The following is a 24,560-nucleotide window of genomic DNA, read 5'->3' as shown; positions in this document are numbered from 1 at the left end:
GCGCGCCGACGACGGCGTGACGTCACGTACGGCCCTGGCCACCGCCCCCCAGGCTCTCGGGGCCGAACCGCACGGCATTGGCCTTCTCCGCAGCGGTGCGTTCCTCGTCACCGAGCGCGCCGACGGCATCCACGTGGAGCTTCCGCCCTTGGCTGAACCTGCGTTCCGCCCACACAGCCAGCCGTTCCAGGAGCAGGTTGAGGACGAGGTAGAGCATGAGCAGGACGAGCGCCGTCGCCAGGTAGTTGCCGAACGTGCCCCAGATCAGGCGGCCGGCGGTCGTGAGTCCCGGTGCGAGGATCAGGTAGCCGAGCGACGTGTCCTTCAAAGCGACGACGCACTGGCTGATGATGGACGGAAGCATGATCTTGACAGCCTGGGGGAGCAGGACCGCCGTCATCACCTGGTTCTTGCGCATTCCGACGGCGTAGGCAGCCTCCGACTGGCCGTTCGGCAGAGCGTTGATACCCGCGCGGAAGACCTCGGCCAGGACCGCGCCGTTGTACAGGACGAGGCTGATCACGAGCGAGATGTACGAGCGATCGGGCTGGAGCGAGTACAACGACCAGACGAAGAAGATGAGCATGACCAGAGGGACCGCGCGGAAGAACTCAACGACGAGCCAGCACGGCCAGCGGATCCAGGCGTGCTCTGACAGCTTGCCGATCCCGAAGACGATGCCGAAGAGAACAGCGCCGATGATGGCGAGGACTGCGGCTCGGATCGTGTCGAGGAGGCCTTGCCACAGCAGCTCCATGATGCGAGGTGTGACGAAGGGCTCCCAGACCTCTTCGGTGAACTGGTCGGCCTTGTACAGCTGGTAGATCACGAGCGCCGCGATGGCGATGAGGACGAGCGAAGAGATGATCCCGATCGTGCGGTAGAGCCGTCGAGCCCGGGGGCCCGGTGCGTCGTACAGAACGGTGCTCATCGTTCCCTCCTCCACCGGCGCTCGAGCAGCGCGGCCCCGAGCGAGATCGCCTCGACGATGATGATGTAGCCCAGGGCGATCCCGCCGAAGATCCACCACCGCGAGGTCGGGAAGTCGTTCAGCAGTTCCTTGCTTCGAAAAGATGCCTCGGCGATGCCGAATCCGAGAGCAAGAGACGTGTTCTTGGTGAGCGCGATGAAGACGCTCGCGAGAGGCGGCACCACGTTCCTGAGCGCCTGCGGGAAGACCACGGTGCTCATGGACTGGGAGAACGTGAGTCCGAGCGATCGTGAGGCTTCTGCTTGACCCAACGGGATCCCATTGATGCCCGACCGGAGGGACTCGGCCACGAACGCCGCGGTGTAGAGGCCCATCGCCATCGTGATCATCGTGAAGAACCCGAAGTCGATGCCGATCTCCGGCAGTCCGTAGTACGTGATCAGGATGAGCACCAAGAGCGGTGAGTTGCGGAAGATCGCGACGTAGACCGTCCCTGTCCTTCGCAGGACCGGGACCGGACTCACGCGGAACAACGCGATGAGTGTGCCGACGATCATGGCGATGACACCGGAGACTGCCAGCAGCTGCAGCGTCTTACCGAAGCCCTCGAGGATGACCGGCAGGTTGTCGATCAGGACGTCCACGCGCTCACCTCCTTAGCCGTTCGGGCATGGGCACGGTTGCCGGGTGACCCGAACCAGCCGGGTCACCCGGCAACCGTCGATGCATCAGGTCAGCTCGGGCACTCGTCGAGCTCGGGGGTGTCCGGAACATCCATCCCGGAGTCTCCCAGTGAGTCGTCGAACGCGTCCTCCCAGGTACCGTCGTCGAACGCGCCCTCGAGGGTCTCGTTGATGAACTCGCAGAGCTCCGGAGCGTCCTGGCTGTAGCCGATGCCGTAGCGCTCCTCCGAGAACGGGTCGCCGACGACCTTCATCGTGCCCGGATCGTCGGCGGCGTAGCCGGCCAGGATCGCACCGTCGGTCGTGACGGCGTCCACAGAGCCGTTCTTGAGCTGGTCGACGCACTCGGAGTAGGTGTTGAAGCCAGCAGGCTCGGCGCCGTACTCCTCCTCGACGGTCGCGATCGACGTCGAGCCGGTCACGGAGCACACGCTCTTGCCCTCGAGGTCCTCAGGACCGCCGATGTCCTCATTGCTCTCCTGGACGAGGAGCTGCTGACCGGTCACGTAGTACGGACCGGCCTGGCCGACGAGCTGGCGCCGCTCGTCGGTGATCGAGTACGAGGCGATGACGAAGTCGACCGTCCCCTCCTGCAGGAAGGGCTCGCGGTTGTCGGAGATCGTCTCGGTCCACTCGATCTGCCCAGGCTCGATGCCGAGCTGTCCGGCGATGACCTTGCCCATGTTCGGGTCGAACCCGACGGGCTCGTCGGCGCCGGCAGGCATGAAGCCGATCCCCGGCTGGTCGAACTTGACGCCGATCTTGACGGTGCCCTGCTCGGCGAGCTCCGCCATGCGGGTGCCGTCGTCGAACTCCGGGCTGTCGACGACCTCGGCGCTGAAGCCGTCGCCGTCGCCGTCACCTCCGTCGTCCTCGCCCGCGTCACCGCAGCCGGCCAGCGCCAGCGTCGCGGCCGCGGCTACGGCAGCGAGCTTGAACTTGTCGAGCTTCATGTCTATCCCCTCGTCGTGTGCTCGTCGTGCTGGGCCCGCGGTCGCGAGCCCGTGGGTGCGGCGAGGCGGCGTGCCCCGACGCGGGTCTGGTGTCAGTGCTTGAGGATCTTGGCGAGGAAGTCCTTCGCGCGATCGGAGGTGGGGTTGTCGAAGAACTCCTGCGGGGTGTTCTCTTCGACGATCTGCCCGTCGGCCATGAAGACGACACGGTGCGCGGCCGTACGGGCGAAGCCCATCTCGTGGGTGACGACGATCATCGTCATGCCGCCCTCGGCGAGCGCCACCATCGTGTCGAGGACTTCCTTGATCATCTCCGGGTCGAGCGCGGAGGTCGGCTCGTCGAAGAGCATGACCTTCGGGTCCATCGCCAGGGCGCGGGCGATCGCGACGCGCTGCTGCTGGCCGCCGGAGAGCTGGGCCGGATACTTGTTCGCCTGGTTCTCGACGCCGACGCGGGTGAGGAGCTCCATCGCGCGCTTCTCGGCGTCGGACTTCGACTTCTTGCGGACCTTGATCGGCCCGAGCGTGACGTTCTCGAGCACGGTCTTGTGCGCGAACAGGTTGAACGACTGGAAGACCATCCCGACGTCGGCGCGCAACTGTGCGAGCTGCTTGCCCTCCTCGGGCAGCTTGTCGCCGTCGATCGCGATCGTGCCCTCGTCGATCGGCTCGAGCCGGTTGATCGCCCGGCAGAGGGTCGACTTGCCGGAGCCGGACGGACCGATCACGACCACGACCTCGCCCGGGGTCACGTGCAGATTGATGTCCTGGAGAACGTGCAGATCGCCGAACCATTTCTGCACATCGTCCATCGCGACCATGTATTCATCGGCCATGTGGTCGAACCTAGGGCCGCAAGGGGTCATGGGGCCACTCGGACTGCGGCGGTTCACCACGTCGTTGCGAGAACGTGACCCGGGTGCGTCGTGCCATCAGCGTTGGCAGTGCCGCGCGGCCGCTGGGTTCCGTTGCCGGCAACGCAACCTTGTTCGGGGCAACGCAAACGCACGCGTTCTTCGCGTTGCCCGGAGCCACCTTCCGTTGCCGGCAACGCAAACGCACACCGGCTGTACGGGGTGGTGCGGCCCGTACGGGGTGTCGGGTCGTACGGGGCGGTGCGGGTCGGCTCAGCCGTCTGCCGGCCCGGCCGCTGCGCGGTCCAGTTCCGCGTAGTGGCCGAGCAGCCGGTTCTCCCCGTCCTTCCCCGGGAACAGCACACCGATCAGCGCGGCGCCGACCAGCACCGCCACGATCCCGGCGATGTACGCCCAGTGGTCGCCGTCCAGGAACGAGTCCCGCGCGGCGGCGATGATCTGGTCCGCGTGCTTCGGATGGGACTCGGCGAGGTTCGCGGCGCTCGCGAACGACTTCGTCAGGGTCGCCTCGGTGGACGACGAGATCGAGTCGGCGTCCTTCGAGCTCGCGATCGTCGAGCTCAGCGACGATGCGTACCCGGCGGTGAGCAGCGTCCCGAAGATCGACTGGAGCAGCGCGCCGCCGAGGTCGCGCTGCAGGTCGGCGGTCCCCGACGCCATCCCCACCCGCTGCACCGGCACCGAACCGGTCAGCGAGTGCGACGCCGGCGTACCGGCGAAGCCGACTCCCGCGCCGACGAACATGTAACCGAGCGCGACCTGCCAGTACGGGCTCGACTCGCCCCACAGGATCAGCATCGTGGCGAATCCCAGCAGCACGAACACGTACCCCGCGAGCAGCGTGAAGCGCGATCCGCGCGAGTCGACGAGCCGGGCCGAGAACGGCGCGATCAGCACCATCATGAACGCCGCGGGCAGGATCGCGGCGCCGGCTTCGAGGCTGGAGTACCCGAGCACGTTCTGGAGGTACTGCTGGCCGATGAACATCGCGCCCATCAGCGACCCGAACACGATGATCCCGGCCACCGCTGCCACCCAGAAGATCCGACGCCGCGCCACGTCCAGGTCGTACAGCGGGTTGCGTGCCCGACGCTGACGCAGGAAGAACAGGACCCCGGCCGCCAGCGCGATCACCGAGAGGCTGAGCACGAGGCCCGTGCTGTCGGGCACCGCGAGGAAGTTGATCGCGACGACGAGCGCACCGATCAGCAGCACGGACAGCGCGCCACCGAGGTTGTCGACAGGCTCGGTCGCCTCGTTGACGTGCGACGGGACGAAGACGACCGCGAGCACGAGCGCCACGACCGCCAGCGGCAGGGTCACCAGGAACACCGAGCCCCACCAGAAGTCCTCGAGCAGGTAGCCCGACACGAGTGGGCCGAGCGACGAGATCGCGCCACCGACGGCCGACCAGAGCGCGATCGTGCGGGTACGGAGGGTGCCGGACCACAGCGCGGTGATCAGCGCGAGGGTGGTCGGGAACGCCATGCCGGCCGCGACCCCGCCGAACACCCGCGCCGCGAACAGCACCTCGTCCGTCGGTGCGTACGCGGCGAGCAGGCAGGCCGGCACGGACAGCGTCACGCCGAGCACCAGCATCATCTTGCGGCCGTAGCGGTCGCCCAGGGCACCGAGGTACAGCACCGAGCCGGCGAGGCCGAGCGAGTAGCCGACCGCGACCAGGTTGAGCATGGTCTGCGAGGAGTCGAACGCCTTGCCGATGTCGGGGAGGGCGACGTTGGCGACGGCGAGGTTGAGGTTCGCGACCGCGGCGCCGAGGATCAGGGCGATCAGGACCAAGGCGGCACGTGCGGGAGCGGTGCCGGTGGTGCTCTCGGGATCGGATCCGGCCTGGGCTGGCGTGGTCGTCACGCGCCGAGATTACGACGACTGAGCGTGGTCCGCGCGGTGTTTGCTTCGGCCGTGCAACCGGGCCCGGGCGGTGGTCGCTGGGCGTCAGCAGGCGCGCAGCGTCGCGAGCGCGGTCCGCATGCACGTACGGAGGGTGCCGTCGCCACGGGCCCAGGCAGCGGTCCCGGCATCCATCGCGGCGACGACGCACGCGACCTCCGTCTCGCGTTCGAGCCGGCTGCGCTGGTCGCGGCCCTCGGTCGCGGCGAGCACCTCGGTCGTGAACCCGGCGGCCTTCGCGTGGGCCGCAGCACCCAGCTGAGGGTGCGCCGCGATCAGCTCCAGCCGGAGTCGGCCCGTGGACTCGACCGCGTCGACGGCGTCGTCGGGGAAGGTCTCGACCAGGTCGGTGGCCGCCTGGACCACGCCGGCGCCGTCGTGGAGACGCTCGAGCAGTCCGGCCAAGGCGTCCTGCTCGTCCGGCGCCCAGCACACGAGGTTCTCCTTCGTACCGAACCGGCGGTAGAGCGTCGCCGGCGAGACTCCGGCCTCCCTCGCCACGGTCTCGATCGTCACCTCGTCGAATCCACGCTCACCGAACAGCCTGATCGCGACCTCCGCGATGGCGCGCATGACCTCCGTCCGCTGGCGCTCCCGGGCGGCGCGGATAGGGGAAGGGGGCATCGACAGTCTCCTCCAAGGCTGATAGCGTCCCTCACTGGTGAGAGTGACTCTCACCCTAGAGCATCGCAGACCGAGAAGGGAGCCGACATGCCCACCACCGCCAAGCACGTCGTACGAGGAGTCGCAGGCGTGACCCTGGTCCTGCTGGGATCGCTGTGGGTGCTTCAGGGCGCGGACCTCGTCCGCATCCGGCCGATCCTGTGCGTCGCGGACTGCGAGCCCCTGACCGGCGGCTCGCCGACGTGGTTCGTGATCGGGATCGTGTCGGTCGTCGCTGGCATCGTGCTCCTCGTCCGTCCGTCGATCAGCCGACGGCGTGCACGAGAGGAGAGCTCCTGATGCCCGACCGCACCGCAGCCGCCCCGGCGCGCGTCGTCGCGTACACCCACGTGGAGGACGTCGCCGCGTCCCGCGCGTTCTACACCGACGTCCTCGGGTTCGCGGTGGCGATGGAGGACCCGGTGGTGGGAGTCAGCTCCCCTGCGAACCCGACGGCGCAGGTCCTCGTGCTCCCGGTCGGCTTCGAGGATCCCGCACCGCGGTTCGGCGTCGACCTCGGCGAGCCCGAGGCTGTCGATGCCGCCCACGCGGCCGCGCTCCGTGACGGGCTGCGGGTCGTCTACCCGCTGACGACCGAGCCGTGGGGCGTGCGCCGGTTCTTCGTCGAGGACCCGGGCGGCACGATCATCAACGTGCTCGCCCACGTCGAGGCCGAGCCGCAGTAGGCGGAGCCGCCCACGGGGTCGAGGGTGACGGGGACCAGCCCGTACCCTGGGGTGGTCATGACTGCCACGCCTGAGACCGAGACCGCGGGTCTCGAGACGCTCGCTCCGCTCGCTCCTCGACCGGCGGAGGGGGCCGATGCTCCGCTCGCTCCTCGACCGGCGGACGACCCGACCCGCACGTATGAGGTCCGCACCTACGGGTGCCAGATGAACGTCCACGACTCCGAGCGCCTGAGCGGCATGCTCGAGGACGCCGGGTACGCAGCGGCGCCCGAGGGCGCGACCGCCGACGTGATCGTGTTCAACACCTGCGCGGTCCGGGAGAACGCAGACAATCGGCTGTACGGGACGCTCGGCCACGTCGCGAGCCTCAAGCGCGAGAACCCGCGCATGCAGATCGCCGTCGGCGGCTGCCTCGCGCAGAAGGACCGCGACACGATCACGAAGCGCGCCCCGTACGTCGATGTCGTGTTCGGCACGCACAACATCGGGTCGCTCCCGGCGCTGCTCGACCGCGCGCGGGTCGCCGAGGAGAGCCAGGTCGAGATCCTCGAGTCGCTCGAGGTGTTCCCGTCGACGCTGCCGACCAAGCGCGAGTCGGCGTTCGCGGCGTGGGTGTCGATCAGCGTGGGCTGCAACAACACGTGCACGTTCTGCATCGTGCCGAGCCTGCGCGGCAAGGAGAAGGACCGCCGTCCGGGCGAGATCCTCGCCGAGATCGAGGCGCTGGTCGCCGACGGCGTCGTCGAGGTGACCCTGCTCGGCCAGAACGTCAACTCGTACGGTGTGGAGTTCGGTGACCGCTTCGCGTTCGGCAAGCTGCTGCGCGCGTGCGGCGAGATCGAGGGCCTGGAGCGCGTACGGTTCACGTCGCCGCACCCGGCCGCGTTCTCCGACGACGTGATCGAGGCGATGGCCGAGACCCCGAACGTCATGCCGCAGCTGCACATGCCGCTGCAGTCCGGCTCGGACCGCGTGCTGAAGGCGATGCGGCGCTCGTACCGCAAGGAGCGGTTCCTCGGCATCATCGACCGGGTCCGCGCCGCGATGCCGGACGCCGCGATCACGACCGACATCATCGTCGGGTTCCCGGGCGAGACCGAGGAGGACTTCCTCGAGACCATGGACGTGGTCCGCAAGGCGCGGTTCTCGAGCGCGTTCACGTTCCAGTACTCGCCGCGCCCCGGCACCCCGGCCGCCGAGATGGACGAGCAGCTGCCGAAGGCGGTCGTCCAGGACCGGTACGACCGGCTGGTCGCGCTCGTCAACGAGATCGCGTGGGCCGAGAACCGCGCGCTGGTCGGGAAGCGCCTCGAGCTGCTCGTCGCCGACACCGACGCCGGTCGCGGCGGCAAGAAGGACGGCGCGACGCACCGCCTGACCGGCCGCGCCCGCGACAACCGGCTCGTGCACTTCCGCCCCGGCGATGCCGAGATCCGCCCGGGCGACCTGGTGACCGTCGAGCTCACCCAGGCCGCCCCGCACCACCTCGTCTCCGACGCGGTCCCGATCGACGTCCGACGTACGCGCGCGGGGGAGGCGTGGCGTGCCCGGCACGAGGCGCCGACACCGGTCGGGGTCGGGCTCGGGATGCCGTCGGTCGGCGTACCGGCTCCGCTCCCGGTCGCCGACGGCCCCGGCTGCGCCTGCTGACCGACCCGTACGACCCGCCCCGTCCGCGATTCGTCGAGTTCCGGACGGAATCACAGCCCCGATTCCCGCCGGAACTCGACAAATCGTGGTCGGGAGGGGACCGGGTCAGGACGTCAGCGCGTCCTCGACCGCACCGAGGAACGCATCGAGGTCCTTCGGCGTCCGCGAGGTGATCAGGCGGAAGCCGTTCGCGGCGTCCACGACGACCTCTTCGTCGGTCCACTCCTGCGCCCCGGCGTTGCGGATGTCGGTCGCCAGCGAGGCGTACGACGTCAGCCGCTTGCCACGGACCAGACCGGTCTCGACCAGCGCCCACGGGCCGTGGCAGATCGCGGCGACCGGCTTGCTCGCCGCCGCGAACGCGGTCACGAGGCCCATCGCGTCGGCGTCGAGCCGCAGGGAGTCGGCATTCAGCGTCCCGCCGGGGATCACGAGCAGGTCGTACGCATCCGCGTCCACCGCGCCGTACGTCGTGTCGGCCCGGACGGTCTTGCCGGGGTCCTTGTCGCCGACGAGGGTCTGGATCTCGCCCTCGGACTGCGCCGCCACGGTCACGGCGGCACGGCTCCCGCGCAGCCGTTCGACGGGCACGACGAGCTCGTCCTGCTCGACGCCGTAGTTCGTCACGATCGCGAGGACGTTGCGTCCGCTGAGATCGGCCATGACGTGCTCCTTCCGTCGCTGTTTCGGGCCTCCCTCCCGAGGCTGCCACGCGACCGGTGAGCCGTCAGACCGCGCCGACCACGATTCGTCGATTTCGGGACGGAATCACAGCTCCGATTCCCGCCGGAAGTCGACGAATCGGGGTCGGGAGGGTCAGGTGCGGGACATGAAGAGGGGATGGTGCAGATCGAGGTAGCGCACGTCTGCCATCGCCTGCTCGAACTGCTCGCGGACCTCGTCCGGCATCTCCGTGGACTCGCCCTGGCGCGCAGCGGCCTCGTCGGTGAACGCGACCGTCTCGGTGAAGGTCCCGTCGGCGTCGATCGCGAGCGTGCCGCCGATGATCTCGGGGCGCATCCGGTGCAACGAGTCGGTGTCGGTCGACATCGCGCGCAACGCGTCGGCGTCGAGCACCCGCCCCTGGATGATCTGCACGAAGCCGGCGTCGTCGGACCCGCCGTCCATCATCATCGTGACATCGGTGCAGTCGTGGAACTCGATCGGCCCGTCGAACAGCTGCGACGTGCGGTCCCACCATGCGCTCTGCTCGCGGCTGTCGGAGTTCGCGCGCGCGGCCTCCTCGGACTCGAACCGGACGACGGCCACGCAAAGGCCGTCGTCGGTGAAGCCGTACGTCCCGCCGAGCCAGCCGACGACCTCCGGCCCGCGCTCGGCCTCCCACTCCGCCATCGCGGCCTGCATCTCGTCCTGCCGCGAGCAGCGTCCCTGAATCACCTGGATGAACATCCTCGTCCTCCTCGTACGACGTGGTCGATCGATCGGGGGACAGCTCCACGCTAGGCCCGACGGCGCCGGGCGGGAAGGAATGTTCAGCCGGACCTCGGCGGCGACCCGCCCGCCACGTCCTCCGCCGCCAGGAAGGCGAGCCCGAGCGCGGGAAGCAGCCCGTTCCCGGCGAGGTAGCCCGCCGCGCCGTGGCCGGAGATCCCGGCCGCCGCACCGCCCGACGCGTACAGCCCGGGCACGGGCGACCCGTCGGCCCTGCGCACGCGGGCGTGCTCGTCGACCACGAGCCCGCCCTGGGTGTGGAACAGCGCGGGGGAGACCGGGATCGCACGGTACGGAGCGTGCAGCGGGCCCTCCCACCGCGACCGGCCGTACGGGTCGGGCTCGCCGGCAGCCGAGCGGCCGGCCTGGTCGAGGGTCGCGCCGAGCGTCGCCGGGTCGGTGCCGGTCAGCTCGGCGAGCGCGGCGAGGTCCGCGGCCGGCCGGCTCGCGCCGGACTCGACGGTGTCGCGGTAGTCCGCGAAGACCAGGCACGCCTCGTGGATCCGCTCGTCGATGACGATCCAGCCGCGGCTCTCGTCCTGCTCCCGCAGCCGTGCGGCGTACTCGGAGTAGCCGGTCGTCTCGTCTCCGAACCGCCGACCGTGCACGTCGACCATCACTCCGCCGTGCATGATCGTCGCCCAGCCCGCCAGGGTCGCCGCCGGCGTCAGGGCGGCGTGGCCCTGGTAGGCGTCGAGGTAGGCGGTCGCGGCGCCGAGCCGCTCACCGATCCGCAGCGCGTCGCCGGTCGAGCCCTCGCTGCCGTGGTACGTGGCGCCCGCGATCTCGGGCAGGTGCTGCGCGACCAGATCGGGGTCGGCGCCGAAGCCGTTCGTGGCGAGCAGGACCGCGCGCGTGGGGATCCGCTCCTCGCCGTGAGGCGTGTCGACGACCACCTCGCGGACGCCGCCGTCCTCGTCGACCACCACGTCGACCAGCCGCGCGGGCGTCATCACGTCGATCAGGTCGGAGGCACGGACCGCGCGGACCAGGTCGCCGAGCATCGCCTGGCCCGACCGGCCGGGCACGGTGTGGCAGCGCATCCGCGAGTGGCCGGGGTAGTCGAAGTCCGTGACCAGCGACAGCGGGAGACCGGCGTCGTCGGCGAGCCACTCCACGAGCCGCGCGCTCACGTCCGCGAGCGCGGTCGCGAGCCGCAGATCAGCCTCACCGTGCGTCTTCGCCTCGACGTCGCCGACGAACCGGGCGGGGGAGTCGTCGATCCCGGCCTCGCGCTGCCAGCGCGAGCCGGCGCCGGGAACCATCGCGGTCGACATCGCGGTGTTGTTGCCGCGGGCGAAGTGCTCGTTGCGCTCCACCACCAGCACCGACAGCCCGAGCGACGCGGCGCGCAGCGCCCCGACCAGCCCGCCGCCGGCACCCGCGACGACGACGTCCGGCCCGTCGAACGCCTCGTCGGCGGCCTCGCGGCCCGCTCCAGCGGTCATCGTCGTGTCCCCGTCGCCTCGCTCCGCACGGCGAGCATCGCGAGCGCGGTGCGAGTCGGGTCGAGCAGGTACGGCGCGCTGGGCTGCTCGGCGACCTCGACGGCCGAGCAGGCGTTGAGGACGAAGTCGCAGTCGAGACCGGCCGTACGGCGGGTGACCGCCGCCGCCCAGGCGGCGTCGTCGGCGATGTCGTCCACGGACAGGTCGAGCACGACGGTCGGCCCGACGCTCGGAGAGCCGTACGCCGCCAGCTTGCGGTCCAGCTCCACGGCGATCGCGTCGTTGCGCGCGACGGCGGCGAGGCTCGCGTCCTGGCCGGCGACGAACGCGGCGGCGAGCCGCCCGATCCCGAAGACCGGGAGCGGCAGGCCGTGGTCGAGCTCGCCGAGCGGATCGAGGACGCAGTCGGGGAGGAACCCGTCGTACCCGGTCGGGTCCGCGGCCCGATAGCGCGCCAGCAGCGCCTGCTCGCTGGTGCGGACGTCCTCGTCGGTCTCGAGCGCGCGGGGCACGTCGGGGCCGGTCCCGAGGTTCTCGAGGTGGATCTCGACGCCGTCGGGGGCGAGCGCGTCGTAGCGCGCCTGCCGGCGGCGCAGCTCGGCGTCGTCGACCGAGATCGGGGTGATCGCGAGCAGTCGCATGCGGTCGGTCCTCCTGGCCTCAGGGCGCGTCCGGGTCGATGCCCAGCGCGCGCGGGTCGTTCGGGTGCTCGGCGAGGGCGTGCACCTCGATGTCCATCCACGGGTAGAGCGGCAGCGAGCTCAGCGACTCGTGCAGCTCGGTGGCGTCGGCGACCTCGTACAGGCTCCAGTTCGCCCAGCGCCCCGGCACCCGCCACAGCCGGCGGAGCCGCCCGGCGGCAGCCAGCCGCTGTCCCTGCTCGAGCTCGCGGGCGAAGATCTCCGCCTTGCGCTCCTCGGGGGCGTCCGGCGGCCAGTCGATCTCGATGTGGACGAGGAACTCCACCTCAGACCCCCAGGTACGCTTCGCGGACCCGCGGGTCGTCGGCGAGCTCGGCCGCCGGCCCGTCGAGCACGATCGAGCCGGACTCGATCACGTACGCGCGGTCGGAGATCGCGAGCGCCTGCGAGGCGTTCTGCTCCACGATCAGGACCGTGACGCCGGACTCGCGGATGCGCTGGATCGCCTCGAGGACCTGGGCGACGAGGTTCGGGGCCAGGCCGATCGACGGCTCGTCCAGGGTCAGGCAGGTCGGTCGCGCCATCATCGCCCGGCCGATCGCGAGCATCTGCTGCTGCCCGCCCGACAGCGTGTCGGCGCGCTGGGTGCGGCGCTCGGCGAGGATCGGGAAGAGCGCGTAGACCTCGTCCAGCGACTGCCTGACCGTGGAGCGCGACTGGGTGTACGCGCCCATCTCGAGGTTCTCCAGCACCTGGAGGTCCCCGAACAGCGCACGGTCCTGGGCCACGTGGACCAGCCCCGACCGTACGATCTGGTGCGGCTTGAGGCGGTTCATCTCCTGGCCGTCGAAGCTGATCCGCCCGCCGGTCGGGCTGATCAGCCCCGCGACCGCACGCAGCGTGGTGGTCTTGCCGGCGCCGTTCGCGCCGATCAGCGAGACGATCTCGCCGCGATCCACGTGCAGCGTGAGGCCGTGCAGGATCTCCAGCCGCCGGTATCCGGCGTGCAGGTCGTCGATCTCGAGCATCATGCGTACTCCTCACCGAGGTAGGCCTCGATCACACGCGGGTCCGCCACGACCGTCTTCGGGTCGCCGAGAGCCAGCTCGCGGCCCTCCGCCATCACGAGCAGCCGCTCCGACAGCGCCATCACGGCCGCCATGATGTGCTCGACGAACATCACCGTGATGCCGTCGGCGTGGATCTCGCGCAACAGCTCGATGATCGGCGCCCGCTCGGCCGGGACGAGTCCCGCGAGCACCTCGTCGAGCAGCAGCAGCCGGGGCGACAGCGCGAGCGCGCGGGCCAGCTCGAGCCGCTTGAGCCCGGCGGTCGGGAGACTCCCCGGCGACGCGTGGACGTACTTCTCCAGGTGGACGCGATCGATCACCTCGAGCGCGTGCCGCCGCGCGGCCTTGCGCGAGCGGTGCCGGTGGTGCGCCGCGATCGCGACGTTGTCGAGCACGGACATGCTCTCGAACGGCCGCATCAGCTGGAACGTCCGGACCAGCCCGGCGTCGGCCACCCTGTTCGGGGACCAGCCGGTGATGTCGGTGCCGTCGAAGACGACCCGGCCCGACGTCGGCGTGAGCTGGCCCGCCAGCAGCGAGAACAGCGTGGTCTTGCCGGCGCCGTTCGGACCGATGATGCCGAGGAACTCGCCGTCGGCGACGGTGACGTCCACGGAGTCGACCGCGGTCAGGCCGGAGAAGGACTTGGTGAGGGTCTCGACCTCGAGCAGGCTCATGAGCGGAACCGATCACGCAGGGTGCCGTAGATGCCCTTCGGCATGAACAGCACGATGAGGATGAGCAGGGTGGCGTAGACCGCGACGTCGAGGCCGGTCAGGCCCTGCAGGAAGTCCAAGAACGGCGGCGGGTCGCGCAGCACCTCGGTCAGCCACTCCGACAGCGGGCCGACGATCAGGGCGCCGACGAGCGGGCCCCAGATCGTCCCGATGCCGCCGATCACGGCGGGCACGATCGCGTTCACCGACACCGCGGCCCCGAAGGCCTGCTCCGGACCGACGAAGAAGTAGTACTGGGTGTAGAACGCGCCGGCCAGCGAGGTGAACCCACAGCTGAGCGCGACCGTGATCAGGCGGTACCGCATCACCGGGATGCCGAGCGACTCGGCCGCGACCTCGTCGTCGCGGATCGCCTGGACGTACTGCCCGGTCCGCGAGTGCACGAACCAGATCGTCCCGGCGAGACCGATCGTCAGGATGCCGAGCGGGATCCAGTAGTAGATCGGGCTGCCCTGGTCGAACTGCATCATCGACCACGACTCCTCGGGCAGGATCGGCACGTTGAAACCCTCCGTACGGTTCAGCGCGTCGATGTTCTGCACGGCGAGCAGGAAGACCTGGGCGAACGCGAAGGTCGCGAGCGCGAAGTACGCCCCGGCGAGCCGGTAGCGCAGGCACAGGAACGCGATCAGCGTGCCGGCGGCCGCCGACAGCACGGCGCCCGCGCCCATCCCGATCCACGGAGAGATGTCGTGCTCGACCAGCAGGTACGCGCTGGTGTAGGCGCCGATGCCGAAGAACGCGGCGTGGCCGAAGCTGAACATCCCGCCGTAGCCGCTCATGAGGTTCCAGCCGACGGCCATGATCGCGAAGATCAGGGTGCGGATCGCGACCGTCTGGCTCTGCTCGTCCAGCACGAACGGCAGCACCGCGAGCAGCGCGACGAGGATGCCGAGGGCGATGAAGGACCGCATCGTGGTGCGGTCGCGCAGCCGCGGGTCGCCGGGATCGACGACCGGTGCGGGGCGCTCGGTGACGGCGCTCATGGCTTGGCTCCAAAGATCCCTTGCGGGCGGAAGAACAGGACGCAGACGAACACGGCGAACACGAGGATCAGCGAGCCCGTCCCCGGCAGGTACAGCGCGCCGACGGTCTGGACCAGACCGATCACCAGGCCGCCGACCATCGCGCCGCCCACGCTGCCGAGCCCGCCGAGCACGACGATCACGAACGCGAGGATGGTGAACTGCTCGCCGACCGACGGCGTCAGGCTGAGGAACGGCGCCATCAGGCCACCCGCGACCGCGACGCAGGCCGAGCCGATCCCGAACGTCATGCCGTAGATCCGGCTGACGTCGACACCGACCAGCGAGGCGCCCTGGGCGTTCGCCGAGACCGCGCGGATCGACATCCCGAACGACGTCTTGCGCAGGATCACGGTCAGCAGCAACGCCACGAGCAGCGCACCGACGAACGCGATCACCCGCTCGTACGACGCGATCGCGCCGAACAGGTGGATCGAGCCATCGACCGAGCCGCCGACCTTCAGCGGACGACCGCCGTAGATCATCAGCAGCACGTTCGCGATCAGCAGCGACAGCCCGAGCGTGATCAGCATCGGACCTTCGTGGCTGCCGGCGAGCGTGAGCTTGTTCAGCAGCGTGGTCTGCACGAGCACGCCGAACAGGTACATCACCGGGATCGCGATCAGGGTCGCGACGTAGACCGGCAGGCCCCACGACGACGTCATCGTGTACACGAGGTACAGCGCGAGCGTCAGCATGGCGCCCTGGGCGAAGTTCACGATCCCGAGCACGCCGAAGATCAGCGTCAGCCCGACCGAGACCAGCGCGTAGACGCCGCCGAGCAGCAGCCCGGTGGCGATCGACTGGGTCACCAGGCCGGCCTCGCGCTGGCCGAAGACGTAGACCCCCACCAGCGCGACGACGACGGCGAGGGTGACCCCGAGGGGCAGCGCCGGCACGCGGAGCCGCCCCTCGGTCCGGGTCTGCGACCCGGTCACGGTGTCACTCATGTCCGTTCCCGTCCTTGGTCCGTGCGACCGACCAGGTCACTGGTTGGTCGGGTAGACGACGTCGGAGGTCGCGAAGTCCTCGGGGAAGACCTGCTCCACGGCGTCGCCCTGGATCTGCATGACGATGACGGTCGCGTTCTCGTTCTGGCCGGTCTCGTCGAAGGTGATCGGACCGTCGAACGCGAGCAGCGGGTCGTCGACCTCGATGTCGGCGATCGCGTTGCGCAGCTCCTCCGGGTCGGTCGAGCCGGACTCCTCCAGCGCCTGGGCGATCACCCGGACCGACTGGTAGGCGAGGACCGAGGCGGTCTCCATCGGCTTGCCGAACTCCTCCTGGAACCGCTGGCGGATGTCGGCGACCTCGTCGTTCGTGGCCCCGTAGTGGTAGTTCGCGCTGAGCACGTTCTGGCCCGCGGCGCCCGCGTCGCCGGGGAAGGCGCTGTCGTCGAAGCCGCCGTTCGCCACGCCGTACAGCGCGTCGATGTCGGGCTGGAGGGCGTTCACGGCCTGGGCGACGAGGAGGCTGTCGGGGTAGTAGCCGGTCGCGACGATGACGTCGGGGTTCACCGAGGCGGCCTCACGGACCTGCGTGGTGGCGTCGGTGAAGTTGGTCCCGGCGTAGGTGACCTCCTTGAGGACCTGGACGCCCTGCGCCTCGGCCTCGGCCTTGAAGGCGTCGAACACGCTCTGGCCGAACGCGCCCTCGATGTGGATGTACGAGACGGACTCCACGGGCTTGCCGGCGGCCTCGGACATCTCGATCAGGTCGTTCGCGCCGTCGGTGCCCATGCTGGTGGCGTTCGGCTGGATCCGGAAGCTGTACTGGTAGCCCTGCTCGAGGATCGAGTCGTCGACGGCGACGTCGATCACGAGCGGCACCTTCGACCGCTCGGCGACCGCGGCGACGTTGGTGGTGACGTCGCTCTGGTAGGTGCCGACGAGCGCGACGGCGCCGTCGCCGATCAGTCGCTGGGCCTCGCTCTGCCCGGTGTCGGCGGCGCCCTTGCTGTCGCCCTCGCCGAGGGTGAGCTGCGCGCCGTCGAGGGCCTCGATGCCGCCGTCGGCGTTGATGTCGTCCACGGCGAGCTTGGCGCCGTCGTTCATCAGGGCGCCGACGCCGGCGAGCGCGCCCGTGAGGGGGTGCACCGAGCCGATCATGATCTCGTCGGTCGACGACCCGTCGTCCGACGAGCCGCCGCAGGCGGCGAGCGCGAGGCTCCCCGCAGCCAGCGTGGTGATCAGGGTGAGCTTCTTCAAGGGTCCGAACCTTCCTTCTGTGCCTGCTCCCAGCCAGCGTTCCTGGTGAAGGAACGACATCGGTCCTGAGTCTCGTTCCGCTGAGCGGGTGGGCAAGTCGTGATTGCCTGTCATCGGTGGTGCGGTGATTCGTGAGTATGGCACGGGATTGACGGTGGCGTCTAGGGGTAGCGCGCCGATCCGAACCAAGATAGGGTTCCGCTAGGCGAAACGGATATATGATTTGGGGGTTCGCTCATGCAGACGCAGAAGATCACGGGATCGCCCCGCGAGACGGCAGGCGGAACGGAGTCGGCGGACCGGGTCGCCGACGTTCTCCTGGCCTTCGCCCGCTCCGACGAGCCCCTGGGGGTCTCCCGGATCGCCCGCTCGCTGTCGCTCAGCAAGGCGGTCGTGCACCGGATCCTCCAGTCGCTCGTGTCGCGCTCGCTCGTGCAGCCGCTCCCCGGCGGCTCGGCGTACGTGCTGGGCCCGGCCGCGGCCAGCCTCGCGACGCGAGCGTGGAGCCAGCTCGACGTGCGGTCGACCGCGGCGCCGATCCTGCGGCGGCTGCGGGACGAGACCCAGGAGACCACCACGCTGTCCGTGCTGGTCGGCAACCAGCGGATGTACCTCGACCAGTTCGAGAGCCCGCAGGAGATCAAGATGGTGGTCGAGATCGGCCCCCGCTTCCCGCTGCACTCCGGCGCGTCGAGCCGGGCGATCCTGGCCCACCTGCCGGGGTCGCTGGTCGAGCACGAGATCAGCCAGCTCGTGGTCCGCAAGCCCGACCTGGACATCGCCGACTACCGCGCCGAGCTGGAGGCGACCCGCGAGCGCGGCTACACGGTCTCGCTGAACGAGCGCAACACCGGCGCCGCCTCCATCGCCGCGCCGTTCTTCGACGCTGCCGGCAACGTGCTCGGGTCGGTGAGCGTGTCCGGACCGGTCTTCCGCTACGCCGACCGCCCCGACGAGCAGCTCGCGCGCCTGGTGGTCGGAGCCGCGCGCGAGATCACGGTCAAGCTCCGCCCCTGACGGCGCCGCGCCACGCCGGCGAGCCCCTCCACCGCGACCGCGGCGGAGGGGCTCGTCCCGTCCGACGCTCAGCGCTTGCCGGACCGGCGCACGAACTGTCCGCGCGGGGAGCCGACGATCGCACCGTCGCGCAGCACGGCCTCGCCGCGCAGGTACGTGTCGGTGACCTTCGCGGTGAGCTCGAAGCCCTCGAACGGCGTGTACTCCTGCGTCGAGAGCGAGTCGGCGGCGTGCACCTCGTACGTCAAATCGTCGTCGAGCAGGCAGAAGTCTGCGTCGAGCCCGACCGCGACGTCGCCCTTGTTCTCCAGGCCGAAGCGCTTCGCCGGGCTGGTCGCGGTCAGCTCCGCGATCCGGCCGTACGACAGGCCGCGCTTGCGCCCCTCGGTGACCAGACCCGGCAGGAGGTACTCGGTGCCACCGAACCCGGACTTCGCGAGGAAGACGTCCTCGCGCGGCTCGCCGAACTTGACCTCGTCGCGGCAGCACGCGTGGTCGGAGGTGACCCACGAGAAATGCCCGGCGAGCAGGTGCTCCCAGAGCGACTCGACGTCCTCGGGGGAGCGCAGCGGCGGGTTGACCTTGCCGCCGAGGTTCGCGGTGTTGTAGTTCGCGACCAGGTGCCCGATCGTGACCTCGCGACGGAAGTCGATGTGCGGGAACGTCTGCTGCATCATCATCGCGGCCTCGATCGCCTTGCGGGAGGTGAGGTGCAGCAGGTTGATGTTCGGCAGCTCGGTCTCGTGCGCGAGGTAGGACGCGATCGTGATCGCGAGGCCCTCCGAGTGCGGCGGCCGCGACGCGCTGTAGGCCTCGAGGCCGCTGAGCGTGCCCTCGGACTCGACGAGCTTGGTGTACGCGCGCATGATCTCGGCCGTCTCGCAGTGCAGCGACAACGAGATCACGTCCCGGTCCTCGGCGAAGCGCTCGTCCTCGCGCGCCTTCTGCAGGCCCCGCATGATGAACTCGAAGTGCGCCAGGTCGTACGACTCGTCCTCGGGGATCATCAGGAACGAGCTCTGGTCCGCGGAGCGCCCGTGCAGGCCGTGGCTCCCGTAGAACATGAAGACCTTGAACGACGGGACGCCGTACTCCTCGATCATCATCGGGATCTCGTCGATGTGCTCGGCCAGGATCGGCGCGACGTGGAAGGCGTAGTCGACGTACGCGCGGCCGTCGGTGGCGGCGAGCACGTCGGGGAAGACCTCGCGGTACGGGCCGGTGCGGTTCAGGTAGTACGCGCCGGTGCGGATATAGGTGATCCCGGAGGTCACACCGCCCTGAGCCGCCGCACGGCTCTCGCTGTCGGCGTCCTCGCCGAGCTCGTTGTAGATCCCCCAGTGCTGGTGCACGTCGACGACCCCGGGGAAGAGGTGCTTGCCGCCGGCGTCGACGACCTCGGCGGCGCTCGCAGGATCGATGCTGGGCTCGATCGCGGCGAAGCGCCCGTCGCGGACCGCGACGTCGACGCGCTCGGGGGCGTCCCGGCCCGCGCGGACCACCTGTGCGTTCGTGATCACCAGGTCGTAGTCGGTCATCTGATTCACCCTTCGCTCGTCGCCGCAGCCGCGGCGGACGTCGTCTTCTGCTGGTCGGCAGAACCGGTGGGGTCGAGGCGCGTCAGCGGCGCCAGCACGGCCCCCAGGTCGGTCCGGTGGTCGAGGTCGCGGCACGCGTCCGCGAGTGCGGCCACCTCGTCCGGGCCGAGCGTGCGTGAGGCGTTCGCCTCGAACTTCGCGGTGAGCTCCGCGAAGGACAGCGGCCGCTGCGGGCCGCCGCGTGTCGTCAGCACCTCCTCGACGAGCTCGCGCCCGTCGGTCAGGCGCGCGGTCAGCACCGCGGGGAACTGGTGGGGGAAGATCGCGGTGCACCGCTCGTCGGCGACGACGTCGACCTTGGCCATGAGTGCGCGACGCTGCGGGTCGACGGCGAGCTCGTCGGTGTAGTCCTCCACGCCGGCGCCGAGGCCGTGACCCCCGAGCAGCCCGACGGCCACGGCGTACGGCCCGCTGAACTGCGCCATGTAGCCGGTCTCGGGGGCGCGCTTGACCTCGATCGGCTCTCCGATCGTGCGCAGGTTGGGCGCGGGGACCCCGAGGGTGAGCCGCTCGACGTCGTCCGGCGTCACGCCCTTGGCCCGCAGGGCGGCGGCCGCGTCGACGGCCGCGTGCGTGAAGTGGTTGGCCGGGTACGGCTTGAAGAAGATCCCCGGCACGGCCCAGTCGGTGCCGAGGCCGTCGGAGATCGCGGACGGGTCGAAGACGCCGTGCAGCCAGGCCTGGAAGAAGCCGAACCGCCCCTCCAGCACCGTCGGGGGACCGGTGAACCCGAACGCGACGAGCTCCGCGGCCGAGACGGCCGCGTGCGCGGCCCAGCCGCAGTGCATCCGCTTGACGGTGCCGCCGGTGCGGTTCGCCTCGATGATGCCCGACGACATCGACGCGGTGACGCCGAGCGCGTCCACCACGCCGCGCGCGTCCGCGCCGTACAGCACGGCCGCCGCGACCGCGCCGCCCATCGCGCCGCAGATCGACGTCGCGTGCTGGCCGTGCTCGAAGAACGTCGAGTTCTTCGCCTTCTCGTCGTATCCGGCCATGCCGAGCCGGACGCAGGTCTCGAGCCCGAGCGCGATCGCCCGTACGAGGGCGCGTCCGTCGGCGCCGTTGCGCTCCGCGGCCGCGAGCGCGGCGGGCACGACCGCGGCGCTCGGGTGGAGCACGGAGGGGAGGTGGGTGTCGTCGTAGTCGAGCGAGTGCGCGAGGGTGCCGTTGACGAACGCCGCCTGCGCCGCGGGCAGTCGCCGCTCCACACCGACGGCCGAGGCCGCCTCGACCCCGCCCTGGGACGCTGCCCAGGCCCGGGCCGCGCGGCTCGTCTCCAGCGTCGCGGCCGCAGCCGCGATCCCGATCGTGTCGAGCACCCGCTTCTTCACGCTGTCGACCACGTCGGCGGGCAGGTCCTCGTACGCGGTGGCGGCGGCGAAGCCGCCGAGCTGCTCCGCCAGGGTCGGCGCGCTCACGCCGCGCCCTTCGGACGGACCGCCAGCGGGCGGACCGGCGAGCCGGTGGCGCCGTAGATGTTCAACGGGACGAGCATCAGCGTGAACTCGCTCCAGCCCGCCTGCGCGAGCCCCTCGAGGTCGAGCGCCTCGATGATGTAGATCCCGTGCTCGACCAGCAGCACACGGTGCGCCGGCAGCAGCGCGTGGCCGCCGCCGGGGGCGAGCCGCTCGAACGCGATCGTGTCCGCGCCCGCGGCGTGCACGCCGTGCTCGGCGAGCCAGACCGCGCCGTCCTCGCCGACGCCGGGGACGCCGCTCGGGCCGCCGACGTACGGCGCGCCCTCGGCGAACTTGCTGCCCCAGCCGCTGCGGATCAGCACGACGTCGCCGGCCTCGACGACCACACCCTGGCGCTTCGCGGTCGCCTCGAGATCGTCGACGGTGATCTCGTACCCGCCCTCGCAGTGCTCCACGCCCAGGTGCCCCGCGACGTCGAGCAGCACGCCGCGCCGGATCATCGGCTCGATCGTGTGCACGCCGAGCTCGTCGTACTTGCCGCCGACGCCGGACGCGACCGCGTCCACCCCGCCGTACATCGAGCCCTGGTACGAGACGTGGGCGAGCGCGTCGATGTGGGTGCCGACGTGGGTGCCGGTCGAGATCATGTCGTTCGCGGCGCTGCTGCCGTCCGAGCGCACCATGTCGCCGTGACGCCGGGGGAGGGTGTGCCAGAACTGCGGGTGGTTGGGGGACTGGGGCATCCCGGTCCGCAGCTGACGGCCGAGGTCGACGACCTCCAGGCCGGAGCCCACCACCTGGAGCAGGGCGTCGGTCATCGGACGGTCTCCTCTCGCTTGAGCTGGTCGATCTGGTCGGCGGAGTAGCCGAGCTCGCCCAGCACCTCGTCGGTGTCCTGGCCGATCGAGCGGCCGGTGAAGCGGATGCGCCCGGGGGAGTCGCTCATCCGCCACATCACGTTGTGCTGGAGCAGGGCCCCGAGGTCGGGGTCGTCGACCTCCACCAGCATCTCGGTCTCGCGCACGTGCGGGTCCTCGACCAGGTCGCGTGCGTCGTACACAGGGGCGATCGCGGCGCCCGCGTCGGTGAACGCGGCGAGCACGGTCTCGCGGTCGCGCGCGCCGATCCAGTCGCCGACGTACGTGTCGAGCAGCTCGACGTGCTCGGCCCGGCCGGCGCCCGTCGCGAACCACGGCTCGTCGATCACCTCGGGGTGCCCGACGAGCTCGAGGACGCGCTCGGCGATCCGCTGTGCGCTGGTCGAGATCGCGACCCAGCCTCCGTCGGCGGTGCGGTAGGTGTTGCGCGGCGCGTTGTTCGTCGAGCGGTTGCCGTGGCGCTGCGCGATCTCGCCGGTCTGCTGGTAGACGGTCGGGCCGGGGCCGACCGCGGTCATGATCGGCTCGAGGATGCTCAGGTCGACCACCTGGCCGCGGCCGGTGCTGTCGCGGTGCCGCAATGCCATCATCACCGCCGACGAGGCCGCGATGCCGCAGATGCTGTCGGCGAGGCCGAACGCCGGCAGGGTCGGCGGACCGTCGGGCTCGCCGGTGGTCGCCGCGAACCCGCTCATCGCCTCGGCCAGCGTGCCGAACCCGGCACGCGAGGCGTACGGCCCGGTCTGGCCGAAGCCGGTGAGCCGGACGATCACGAGGCCGGGGTTGTCGGCGAGCAGCGTGTCCGGGCCGATGCCCCAGCGCTCGAGGGTGCCGGGCCGGAAGTTCTCGACGACGACGTCCGCGGTGGCCGCGAGCCGCCGGAACACCTCGCCGCCCGACTTGAGGTCGAGCGCGACCGTCCGCTTGTTGCGGCTGATCTCCTTCCACCACAGCGGGACGCCGTCCTTGCTGCGGCCGTGCCCCCGCATGCTGTCGCCGTTGACCGGGTGCTCGAGCTTGATCACGTCGGCGCCGTAGTCGCCGAGGATCTGGCAGCACAGTGGCCCCGCGAGGATCGTCGAGGCGTCCACGACGCGCAGTCCGTCGAGAGGCATGGGATCCGGCACGAGGCTCATCCATTCCGCTTGTAGAAACGCTCTGGCTGGCCATCACTCTAACCGGAGGAGGGTCGATCCGAGAAGAGGGAGCAGCAAGATCGCGCAGCCGACCTGATATTGCAGCAAACCGCGACCACGGGGGCGTTGACCTCGAGCGAGCGCGATCGTACGGTCAAGATATGCAGTCGAGCCAATCGTTCCGTCAAGCGGAACAGATGCGTTCCGCAGTCGACACGTTGGCCGCCCGGCTCCGCTCGCTCGGACCGGACCGCGCCCCGACGGTCCACGACCGACTGCCGATCGTGCTCACCGACCTGCTCGGCGTCACCGTCGCCGCGGTCCGCACCCCCGAGATCGGCGCGCTCCTCGACGCGTGGCCGATGCCCGCCGGGCGCTGCGGCGTGATCGGCACGTCCCGGACGACGACGCCCGAGACCGCGGCGCTCCTCTCCGCGACCGCGGCCTGCTCGCAGGAGCTCGACGAGGGCAACAAGTACGCCGCCGGCCACCCGGCCGCCCACGTGGTCTTCGCGGCCGTCGCCGCCGCGCAGCAGGCCGACGGATCCGTCTCGGGTGCGCGCTTCCTGTCGGCGGTCGGCGCCGGGTACGAGGTCGCGGCGCGGTTCGGACGAGCCGTGCGGCGGGGCGCGCCGTGGCACACCCACGGGCACTGGGGAGCGACCGGGGCCGCCTGCGCAGCGGCGCTGATCGGGGGCGGGGACGTCGACGAGGTCGCGGCCGCCGTCGACGCGTCCACGGGCCTGATGACGGTGGCGCCGTGGGCGACCGTGCTGGCCGGCGACGTCACCCGCAACCTCTGGATGGGCCAGGCGAACGTCGCCGGCCTCTCGGCCGCCCACCTCGCCCACGCGGGTCTCGTGACCAACCGCGGCGGGGCGTACGGCGCGCTGAGCCTCGTCGGGGACGTCGACCCGGCCTCGCTGACGGCGGACCTCGGGACGCGCTGGCTCGCTGCCGAGGGCTACGTGAAGCAGCACGCCGCCTGCTCGTACACCCACGCGGCCGTCGACCTCGTGCTGGCGCTGCGCGCGAGCGGTTCGTGGAGCGTCGAGGACGTCGTCGCCGTCCGCGTCGGCACGCACTCGCTCGCCGCCCCGCTGTTCCAGCGGGGCGCCGACAGCCGGCTCGCCGCGATGTTCTCGCTGCCGTTCGTCGTCGCGACGGCGCTGGTGAGCGGCGCCGTCGACCCGACGACGATGGAGCCCGGCACGCCGGCGTTCGCCCGCGCCCGGACGGTGAGCGAGCGGGTCGACGTCCGCGTGGTCGACGCGCTCGACGGCTACCTCCCCGACCGGCGGGTGACCGAGGTCGAGATCGAGCTGGCCGACGGGACCACCGTCGGCCTGGCTCAGCCGGACCCGATCGGCGACACGGCGCACTTCCCGTTCTCGGCCGACGACGTGGTCGCGAAGGTCGCACGCCTGCTCGGCGACTCCGCCGGGGACCGGCGCGCCGCCGCCGGCCTGTACGAGGGTGTCCGGGCGCTCGCCGACGCCGACGACGTCGTCGCGGCCCTGGAGGCCCTGCCGCTCGTGCGGGCGTAGGCCGGCGTACGCCCGTCGCCTGTTCGGG

Annotated in this window: 25 protein-coding genes; 5 read left to right on the top strand and 20 right to left on the bottom strand. The window is 70.8% G+C overall.

What is annotated here, in order from left to right; genetic code table 11:
- Positions 1 to 22 precede the first annotated feature (22 nt).
- The 6 genes from CLV56_RS01990 to CLV56_RS01965 form a co-directional block, all read right to left on the bottom strand.
- Positions 23 to 931, bottom strand: a complete 909-nt coding sequence (locus CLV56_RS01990; protein WP_100414314.1) for an amino acid ABC transporter permease — start codon at positions 929 to 931, stop codon at positions 23 to 25.
- Entirely contained in the window at positions 928 to 1,575 is a 648-nt protein-coding gene (locus CLV56_RS01985) for an amino acid ABC transporter permease (protein ID WP_039343786.1), read from the bottom strand. Before CLV56_RS01985 ends, CLV56_RS01990 begins: the two co-directional genes overlap by 4 nt.
- A gap of 89 nt (positions 1,576 to 1,664) precedes the next feature.
- Positions 1,665 to 2,567, bottom strand: coding sequence for a glutamate ABC transporter substrate-binding protein (locus CLV56_RS01980; RefSeq protein ID WP_039343789.1), 903 nt, complete (start codon positions 2,565 to 2,567; stop codon positions 1,665 to 1,667).
- A 92-nt stretch (positions 2,568 to 2,659) separates the two neighbouring features.
- Positions 2,660 to 3,388: an amino acid ABC transporter ATP-binding protein gene (locus CLV56_RS01975; RefSeq protein WP_157805169.1), complete on the bottom strand. Its 729-nt coding sequence runs from the start codon at positions 3,386 to 3,388 to the stop codon at positions 2,660 to 2,662.
- Between the two features lie 306 nt (positions 3,389 to 3,694).
- A complete protein-coding gene (locus CLV56_RS01970; RefSeq protein ID WP_100414313.1) occupies positions 3,695 to 5,314 on the bottom strand; it encodes an MFS transporter in 1,620 nt (539 codons plus the stop codon).
- Positions 5,315 to 5,398: 84 nt separating this feature from the next.
- A complete protein-coding gene (locus tag CLV56_RS01965) occupies positions 5,399 to 5,977 on the bottom strand; it encodes a TetR/AcrR family transcriptional regulator (protein WP_100414312.1) in 579 nt (192 codons plus the stop codon).
- A gap of 87 nt (positions 5,978 to 6,064) precedes the next feature.
- Here CLV56_RS01965 and CLV56_RS01960 point away from each other — a divergent pair, with 87 nt between their 5' ends.
- From CLV56_RS01960 to miaB, 3 genes are read left to right on the top strand one after another with little or no spacing between them, the layout of a single operon-like run.
- On the top strand, positions 6,065 to 6,316 hold the full coding sequence (locus tag CLV56_RS01960) for a hypothetical protein (protein WP_039343793.1): 252 nt from the start codon (positions 6,065 to 6,067) through the stop codon (positions 6,314 to 6,316).
- Entirely contained in the window at positions 6,316 to 6,702 is a 387-nt protein-coding gene (locus tag CLV56_RS01955) for a VOC family protein (RefSeq protein ID WP_039343795.1), read from the top strand. The genes CLV56_RS01960 and CLV56_RS01955 overlap by 1 nt, the downstream gene beginning before the upstream one ends.
- 57 nt (positions 6,703 to 6,759) lie before the next feature.
- The gene (gene miaB, locus CLV56_RS01950; protein WP_100414311.1) at positions 6,760 to 8,355 is read left to right on the top strand and encodes a tRNA (N6-isopentenyl adenosine(37)-C2)-methylthiotransferase MiaB; all 1,596 of its coding nucleotides are present in this window, start codon (positions 6,760 to 6,762) and stop codon (positions 8,353 to 8,355) included.
- A gap of 105 nt (positions 8,356 to 8,460) precedes the next feature.
- Here miaB and CLV56_RS01945 read toward each other — a convergent pair whose 3' ends face one another.
- The 10 genes from CLV56_RS01945 to CLV56_RS01900 all read right to left on the bottom strand — a co-directional run bounded on the left by CLV56_RS01945 (position 8,461) and on the right by CLV56_RS01900 (position 16,935).
- Positions 8,461 to 9,018: a type 1 glutamine amidotransferase domain-containing protein gene (locus CLV56_RS01945; protein ID WP_039343800.1), complete on the bottom strand. Its 558-nt coding sequence runs from the start codon at positions 9,016 to 9,018 to the stop codon at positions 8,461 to 8,463.
- Positions 9,019 to 9,171: 153 nt separating this feature from the next.
- Positions 9,172 to 9,765, bottom strand: coding sequence for a hypothetical protein (locus CLV56_RS01940; RefSeq protein WP_039343802.1), 594 nt, complete (start codon positions 9,763 to 9,765; stop codon positions 9,172 to 9,174).
- An 83-nt stretch (positions 9,766 to 9,848) separates the two neighbouring features.
- A complete protein-coding gene (locus CLV56_RS01935; protein ID WP_100414310.1) occupies positions 9,849 to 11,255 on the bottom strand; it encodes an FAD-dependent oxidoreductase in 1,407 nt (468 codons plus the stop codon).
- The gene (locus tag CLV56_RS01930; RefSeq protein ID WP_039359871.1) at positions 11,252 to 11,896 is read right to left on the bottom strand and encodes an aspartate/glutamate racemase family protein; all 645 of its coding nucleotides are present in this window, start codon (positions 11,894 to 11,896) and stop codon (positions 11,252 to 11,254) included. The genes CLV56_RS01935 and CLV56_RS01930 overlap by 4 nt, the downstream gene beginning before the upstream one ends.
- Positions 11,897 to 11,915: 19 nt before the next feature.
- The gene (locus CLV56_RS01925; protein ID WP_039359868.1) at positions 11,916 to 12,221 is read right to left on the bottom strand and encodes a muconolactone Delta-isomerase; all 306 of its coding nucleotides are present in this window, start codon (positions 12,219 to 12,221) and stop codon (positions 11,916 to 11,918) included.
- Between the two features lies 1 nt (position 12,222).
- Positions 12,223 to 12,927, bottom strand: a complete 705-nt coding sequence (locus tag CLV56_RS01920) for an ABC transporter ATP-binding protein (RefSeq protein WP_245857529.1) — start codon at positions 12,925 to 12,927, stop codon at positions 12,223 to 12,225.
- Positions 12,924 to 13,643: an ABC transporter ATP-binding protein gene (locus CLV56_RS01915; protein WP_039359865.1), complete on the bottom strand. Its 720-nt coding sequence runs from the start codon at positions 13,641 to 13,643 to the stop codon at positions 12,924 to 12,926. The genes CLV56_RS01920 and CLV56_RS01915 overlap by 4 nt, the downstream gene beginning before the upstream one ends.
- Positions 13,640 to 14,689: a branched-chain amino acid ABC transporter permease gene (locus CLV56_RS01910; RefSeq protein ID WP_039359863.1), complete on the bottom strand. Its 1,050-nt coding sequence runs from the start codon at positions 14,687 to 14,689 to the stop codon at positions 13,640 to 13,642. Before CLV56_RS01910 ends, CLV56_RS01915 begins: the two co-directional genes overlap by 4 nt.
- Complete coding sequence (locus CLV56_RS01905; protein WP_100414309.1) at positions 14,686 to 15,678, bottom strand: branched-chain amino acid ABC transporter permease; 993 nt, start codon at positions 15,676 to 15,678, stop codon at positions 14,686 to 14,688. The genes CLV56_RS01910 and CLV56_RS01905 overlap by 4 nt, the downstream gene beginning before the upstream one ends.
- 36 nt (positions 15,679 to 15,714) lie before the next feature.
- Positions 15,715 to 16,935: an ABC transporter substrate-binding protein gene (locus CLV56_RS01900; protein WP_039359860.1), complete on the bottom strand. Its 1,221-nt coding sequence runs from the start codon at positions 16,933 to 16,935 to the stop codon at positions 15,715 to 15,717.
- A 237-nt stretch (positions 16,936 to 17,172) separates the two neighbouring features.
- Here CLV56_RS01900 and CLV56_RS01895 point away from each other — a divergent pair, with 237 nt between their 5' ends.
- A complete protein-coding gene (locus CLV56_RS01895; protein ID WP_039359857.1) occupies positions 17,173 to 17,952 on the top strand; it encodes an IclR family transcriptional regulator in 780 nt (259 codons plus the stop codon).
- Between the two features lie 68 nt (positions 17,953 to 18,020).
- On the opposite strand, the gene CLV56_RS01890 is transcribed toward CLV56_RS01895, so the two are convergent.
- Genes CLV56_RS01890 through CLV56_RS01875 form a run of 4 tightly spaced genes read right to left on the bottom strand, consistent with a single transcriptional unit; the run spans position 18,021 to position 22,985 of the window.
- Positions 18,021 to 19,490: a dihydroorotase gene (locus CLV56_RS01890; protein WP_039359900.1), complete on the bottom strand. Its 1,470-nt coding sequence runs from the start codon at positions 19,488 to 19,490 to the stop codon at positions 18,021 to 18,023.
- A gap of 5 nt (positions 19,491 to 19,495) precedes the next feature.
- Positions 19,496 to 20,971 (bottom strand): MmgE/PrpD family protein, encoded by a 1,476-nt coding sequence (locus tag CLV56_RS01885; RefSeq protein WP_100414307.1) that lies wholly within the window; start codon positions 20,969 to 20,971, stop codon positions 19,496 to 19,498.
- Entirely contained in the window at positions 20,968 to 21,789 is an 822-nt protein-coding gene (locus CLV56_RS01880; RefSeq protein ID WP_039359855.1) for a cyclase family protein, read from the bottom strand. The genes CLV56_RS01885 and CLV56_RS01880 overlap by 4 nt, the downstream gene beginning before the upstream one ends.
- A complete protein-coding gene (locus tag CLV56_RS01875) occupies positions 21,786 to 22,985 on the bottom strand; it encodes a CaiB/BaiF CoA transferase family protein (RefSeq protein WP_039359854.1) in 1,200 nt (399 codons plus the stop codon). The genes CLV56_RS01880 and CLV56_RS01875 overlap by 4 nt, the downstream gene beginning before the upstream one ends.
- A 197-nt stretch (positions 22,986 to 23,182) precedes the next feature.
- Here CLV56_RS01875 and CLV56_RS01870 point away from each other — a divergent pair, with 197 nt between their 5' ends.
- Positions 23,183 to 24,532: an MmgE/PrpD family protein gene (locus CLV56_RS01870; protein WP_157805039.1), complete on the top strand. Its 1,350-nt coding sequence runs from the start codon at positions 23,183 to 23,185 to the stop codon at positions 24,530 to 24,532.
- Positions 24,533 to 24,560: the final 28 nt, after the last annotated feature.

This window comes from Mumia flava, from assembly GCF_002797495.1.
Lineage (GTDB): Bacteria > Actinomycetota > Actinomycetes > Propionibacteriales > Nocardioidaceae > Mumia > Mumia flava.
The sequence above is the reverse complement of the archived record's forward strand: the minus strand, read 5'-3'. Positions and strand labels throughout refer to the sequence as shown.

Excerpts from the sequence above, each read along its gene's own strand:
- CLV56_RS01935 (WP_100414310.1), bottom strand. The coding sequence starts at position 11,255 with ATGACCGCTGGAGCGGGCCGCGAGGCCGCCGACGAGGCGTTCGACGGG.
- CLV56_RS01975 (WP_157805169.1), bottom strand. The coding sequence starts at position 3,388 with ATGGTCGCGATGGACGATGTGCAGAAATGGTTCGGCGATCTGCACGTT.
- CLV56_RS01880 (WP_039359855.1), bottom strand. The coding sequence starts at position 21,789 with ATGACCGACGCCCTGCTCCAGGTGGTGGGCTCCGGCCTGGAGGTCGTC.
- CLV56_RS01955 (WP_039343795.1), top strand. The coding sequence starts at position 6,316 with ATGCCCGACCGCACCGCAGCCGCCCCGGCGCGCGTCGTCGCGTACACC.
- CLV56_RS01930 (WP_039359871.1), bottom strand. The coding sequence starts at position 11,896 with ATGCGACTGCTCGCGATCACCCCGATCTCGGTCGACGACGCCGAGCTG.
- CLV56_RS01910 (WP_039359863.1), bottom strand. The coding sequence starts at position 14,689 with ATGAGCGCCGTCACCGAGCGCCCCGCACCGGTCGTCGATCCCGGCGAC.
- CLV56_RS01870 (WP_157805039.1), top strand. The coding sequence starts at position 23,183 with ATGCGTTCCGCAGTCGACACGTTGGCCGCCCGGCTCCGCTCGCTCGGA.
- CLV56_RS01905 (WP_100414309.1), bottom strand. The coding sequence starts at position 15,678 with ATGAGTGACACCGTGACCGGGTCGCAGACCCGGACCGAGGGGCGGCTC.
- CLV56_RS01990 (WP_100414314.1), bottom strand. The coding sequence starts at position 931 with ATGAGCACCGTTCTGTACGACGCACCGGGCCCCCGGGCTCGACGGCTC.
- CLV56_RS01980 (WP_039343789.1), bottom strand. The coding sequence starts at position 2,567 with ATGAAGCTCGACAAGTTCAAGCTCGCTGCCGTAGCCGCGGCCGCGACG.
- CLV56_RS01945 (WP_039343800.1), bottom strand. The coding sequence starts at position 9,018 with ATGGCCGATCTCAGCGGACGCAACGTCCTCGCGATCGTGACGAACTAC.
- CLV56_RS01940 (WP_039343802.1), bottom strand. The coding sequence starts at position 9,765 with ATGTTCATCCAGGTGATTCAGGGACGCTGCTCGCGGCAGGACGAGATG.
- miaB (WP_100414311.1), top strand. The coding sequence starts at position 6,760 with ATGACTGCCACGCCTGAGACCGAGACCGCGGGTCTCGAGACGCTCGCT.
- CLV56_RS01895 (WP_039359857.1), top strand. The coding sequence starts at position 17,173 with ATGCAGACGCAGAAGATCACGGGATCGCCCCGCGAGACGGCAGGCGGA.
- CLV56_RS01875 (WP_039359854.1), bottom strand. The coding sequence starts at position 22,985 with ATGAGCCTCGTGCCGGATCCCATGCCTCTCGACGGACTGCGCGTCGTG.
- CLV56_RS01965 (WP_100414312.1), bottom strand. The coding sequence starts at position 5,977 with ATGCCCCCTTCCCCTATCCGCGCCGCCCGGGAGCGCCAGCGGACGGAG.
- CLV56_RS01915 (WP_039359865.1), bottom strand. The coding sequence starts at position 13,643 with ATGAGCCTGCTCGAGGTCGAGACCCTCACCAAGTCCTTCTCCGGCCTG.
- CLV56_RS01960 (WP_039343793.1), top strand. The coding sequence starts at position 6,065 with ATGCCCACCACCGCCAAGCACGTCGTACGAGGAGTCGCAGGCGTGACC.
- CLV56_RS01920 (WP_245857529.1), bottom strand. The coding sequence starts at position 12,927 with ATGATGCTCGAGATCGACGACCTGCACGCCGGATACCGGCGGCTGGAG.
- CLV56_RS01890 (WP_039359900.1), bottom strand. The coding sequence starts at position 19,490 with ATGACCGACTACGACCTGGTGATCACGAACGCACAGGTGGTCCGCGCG.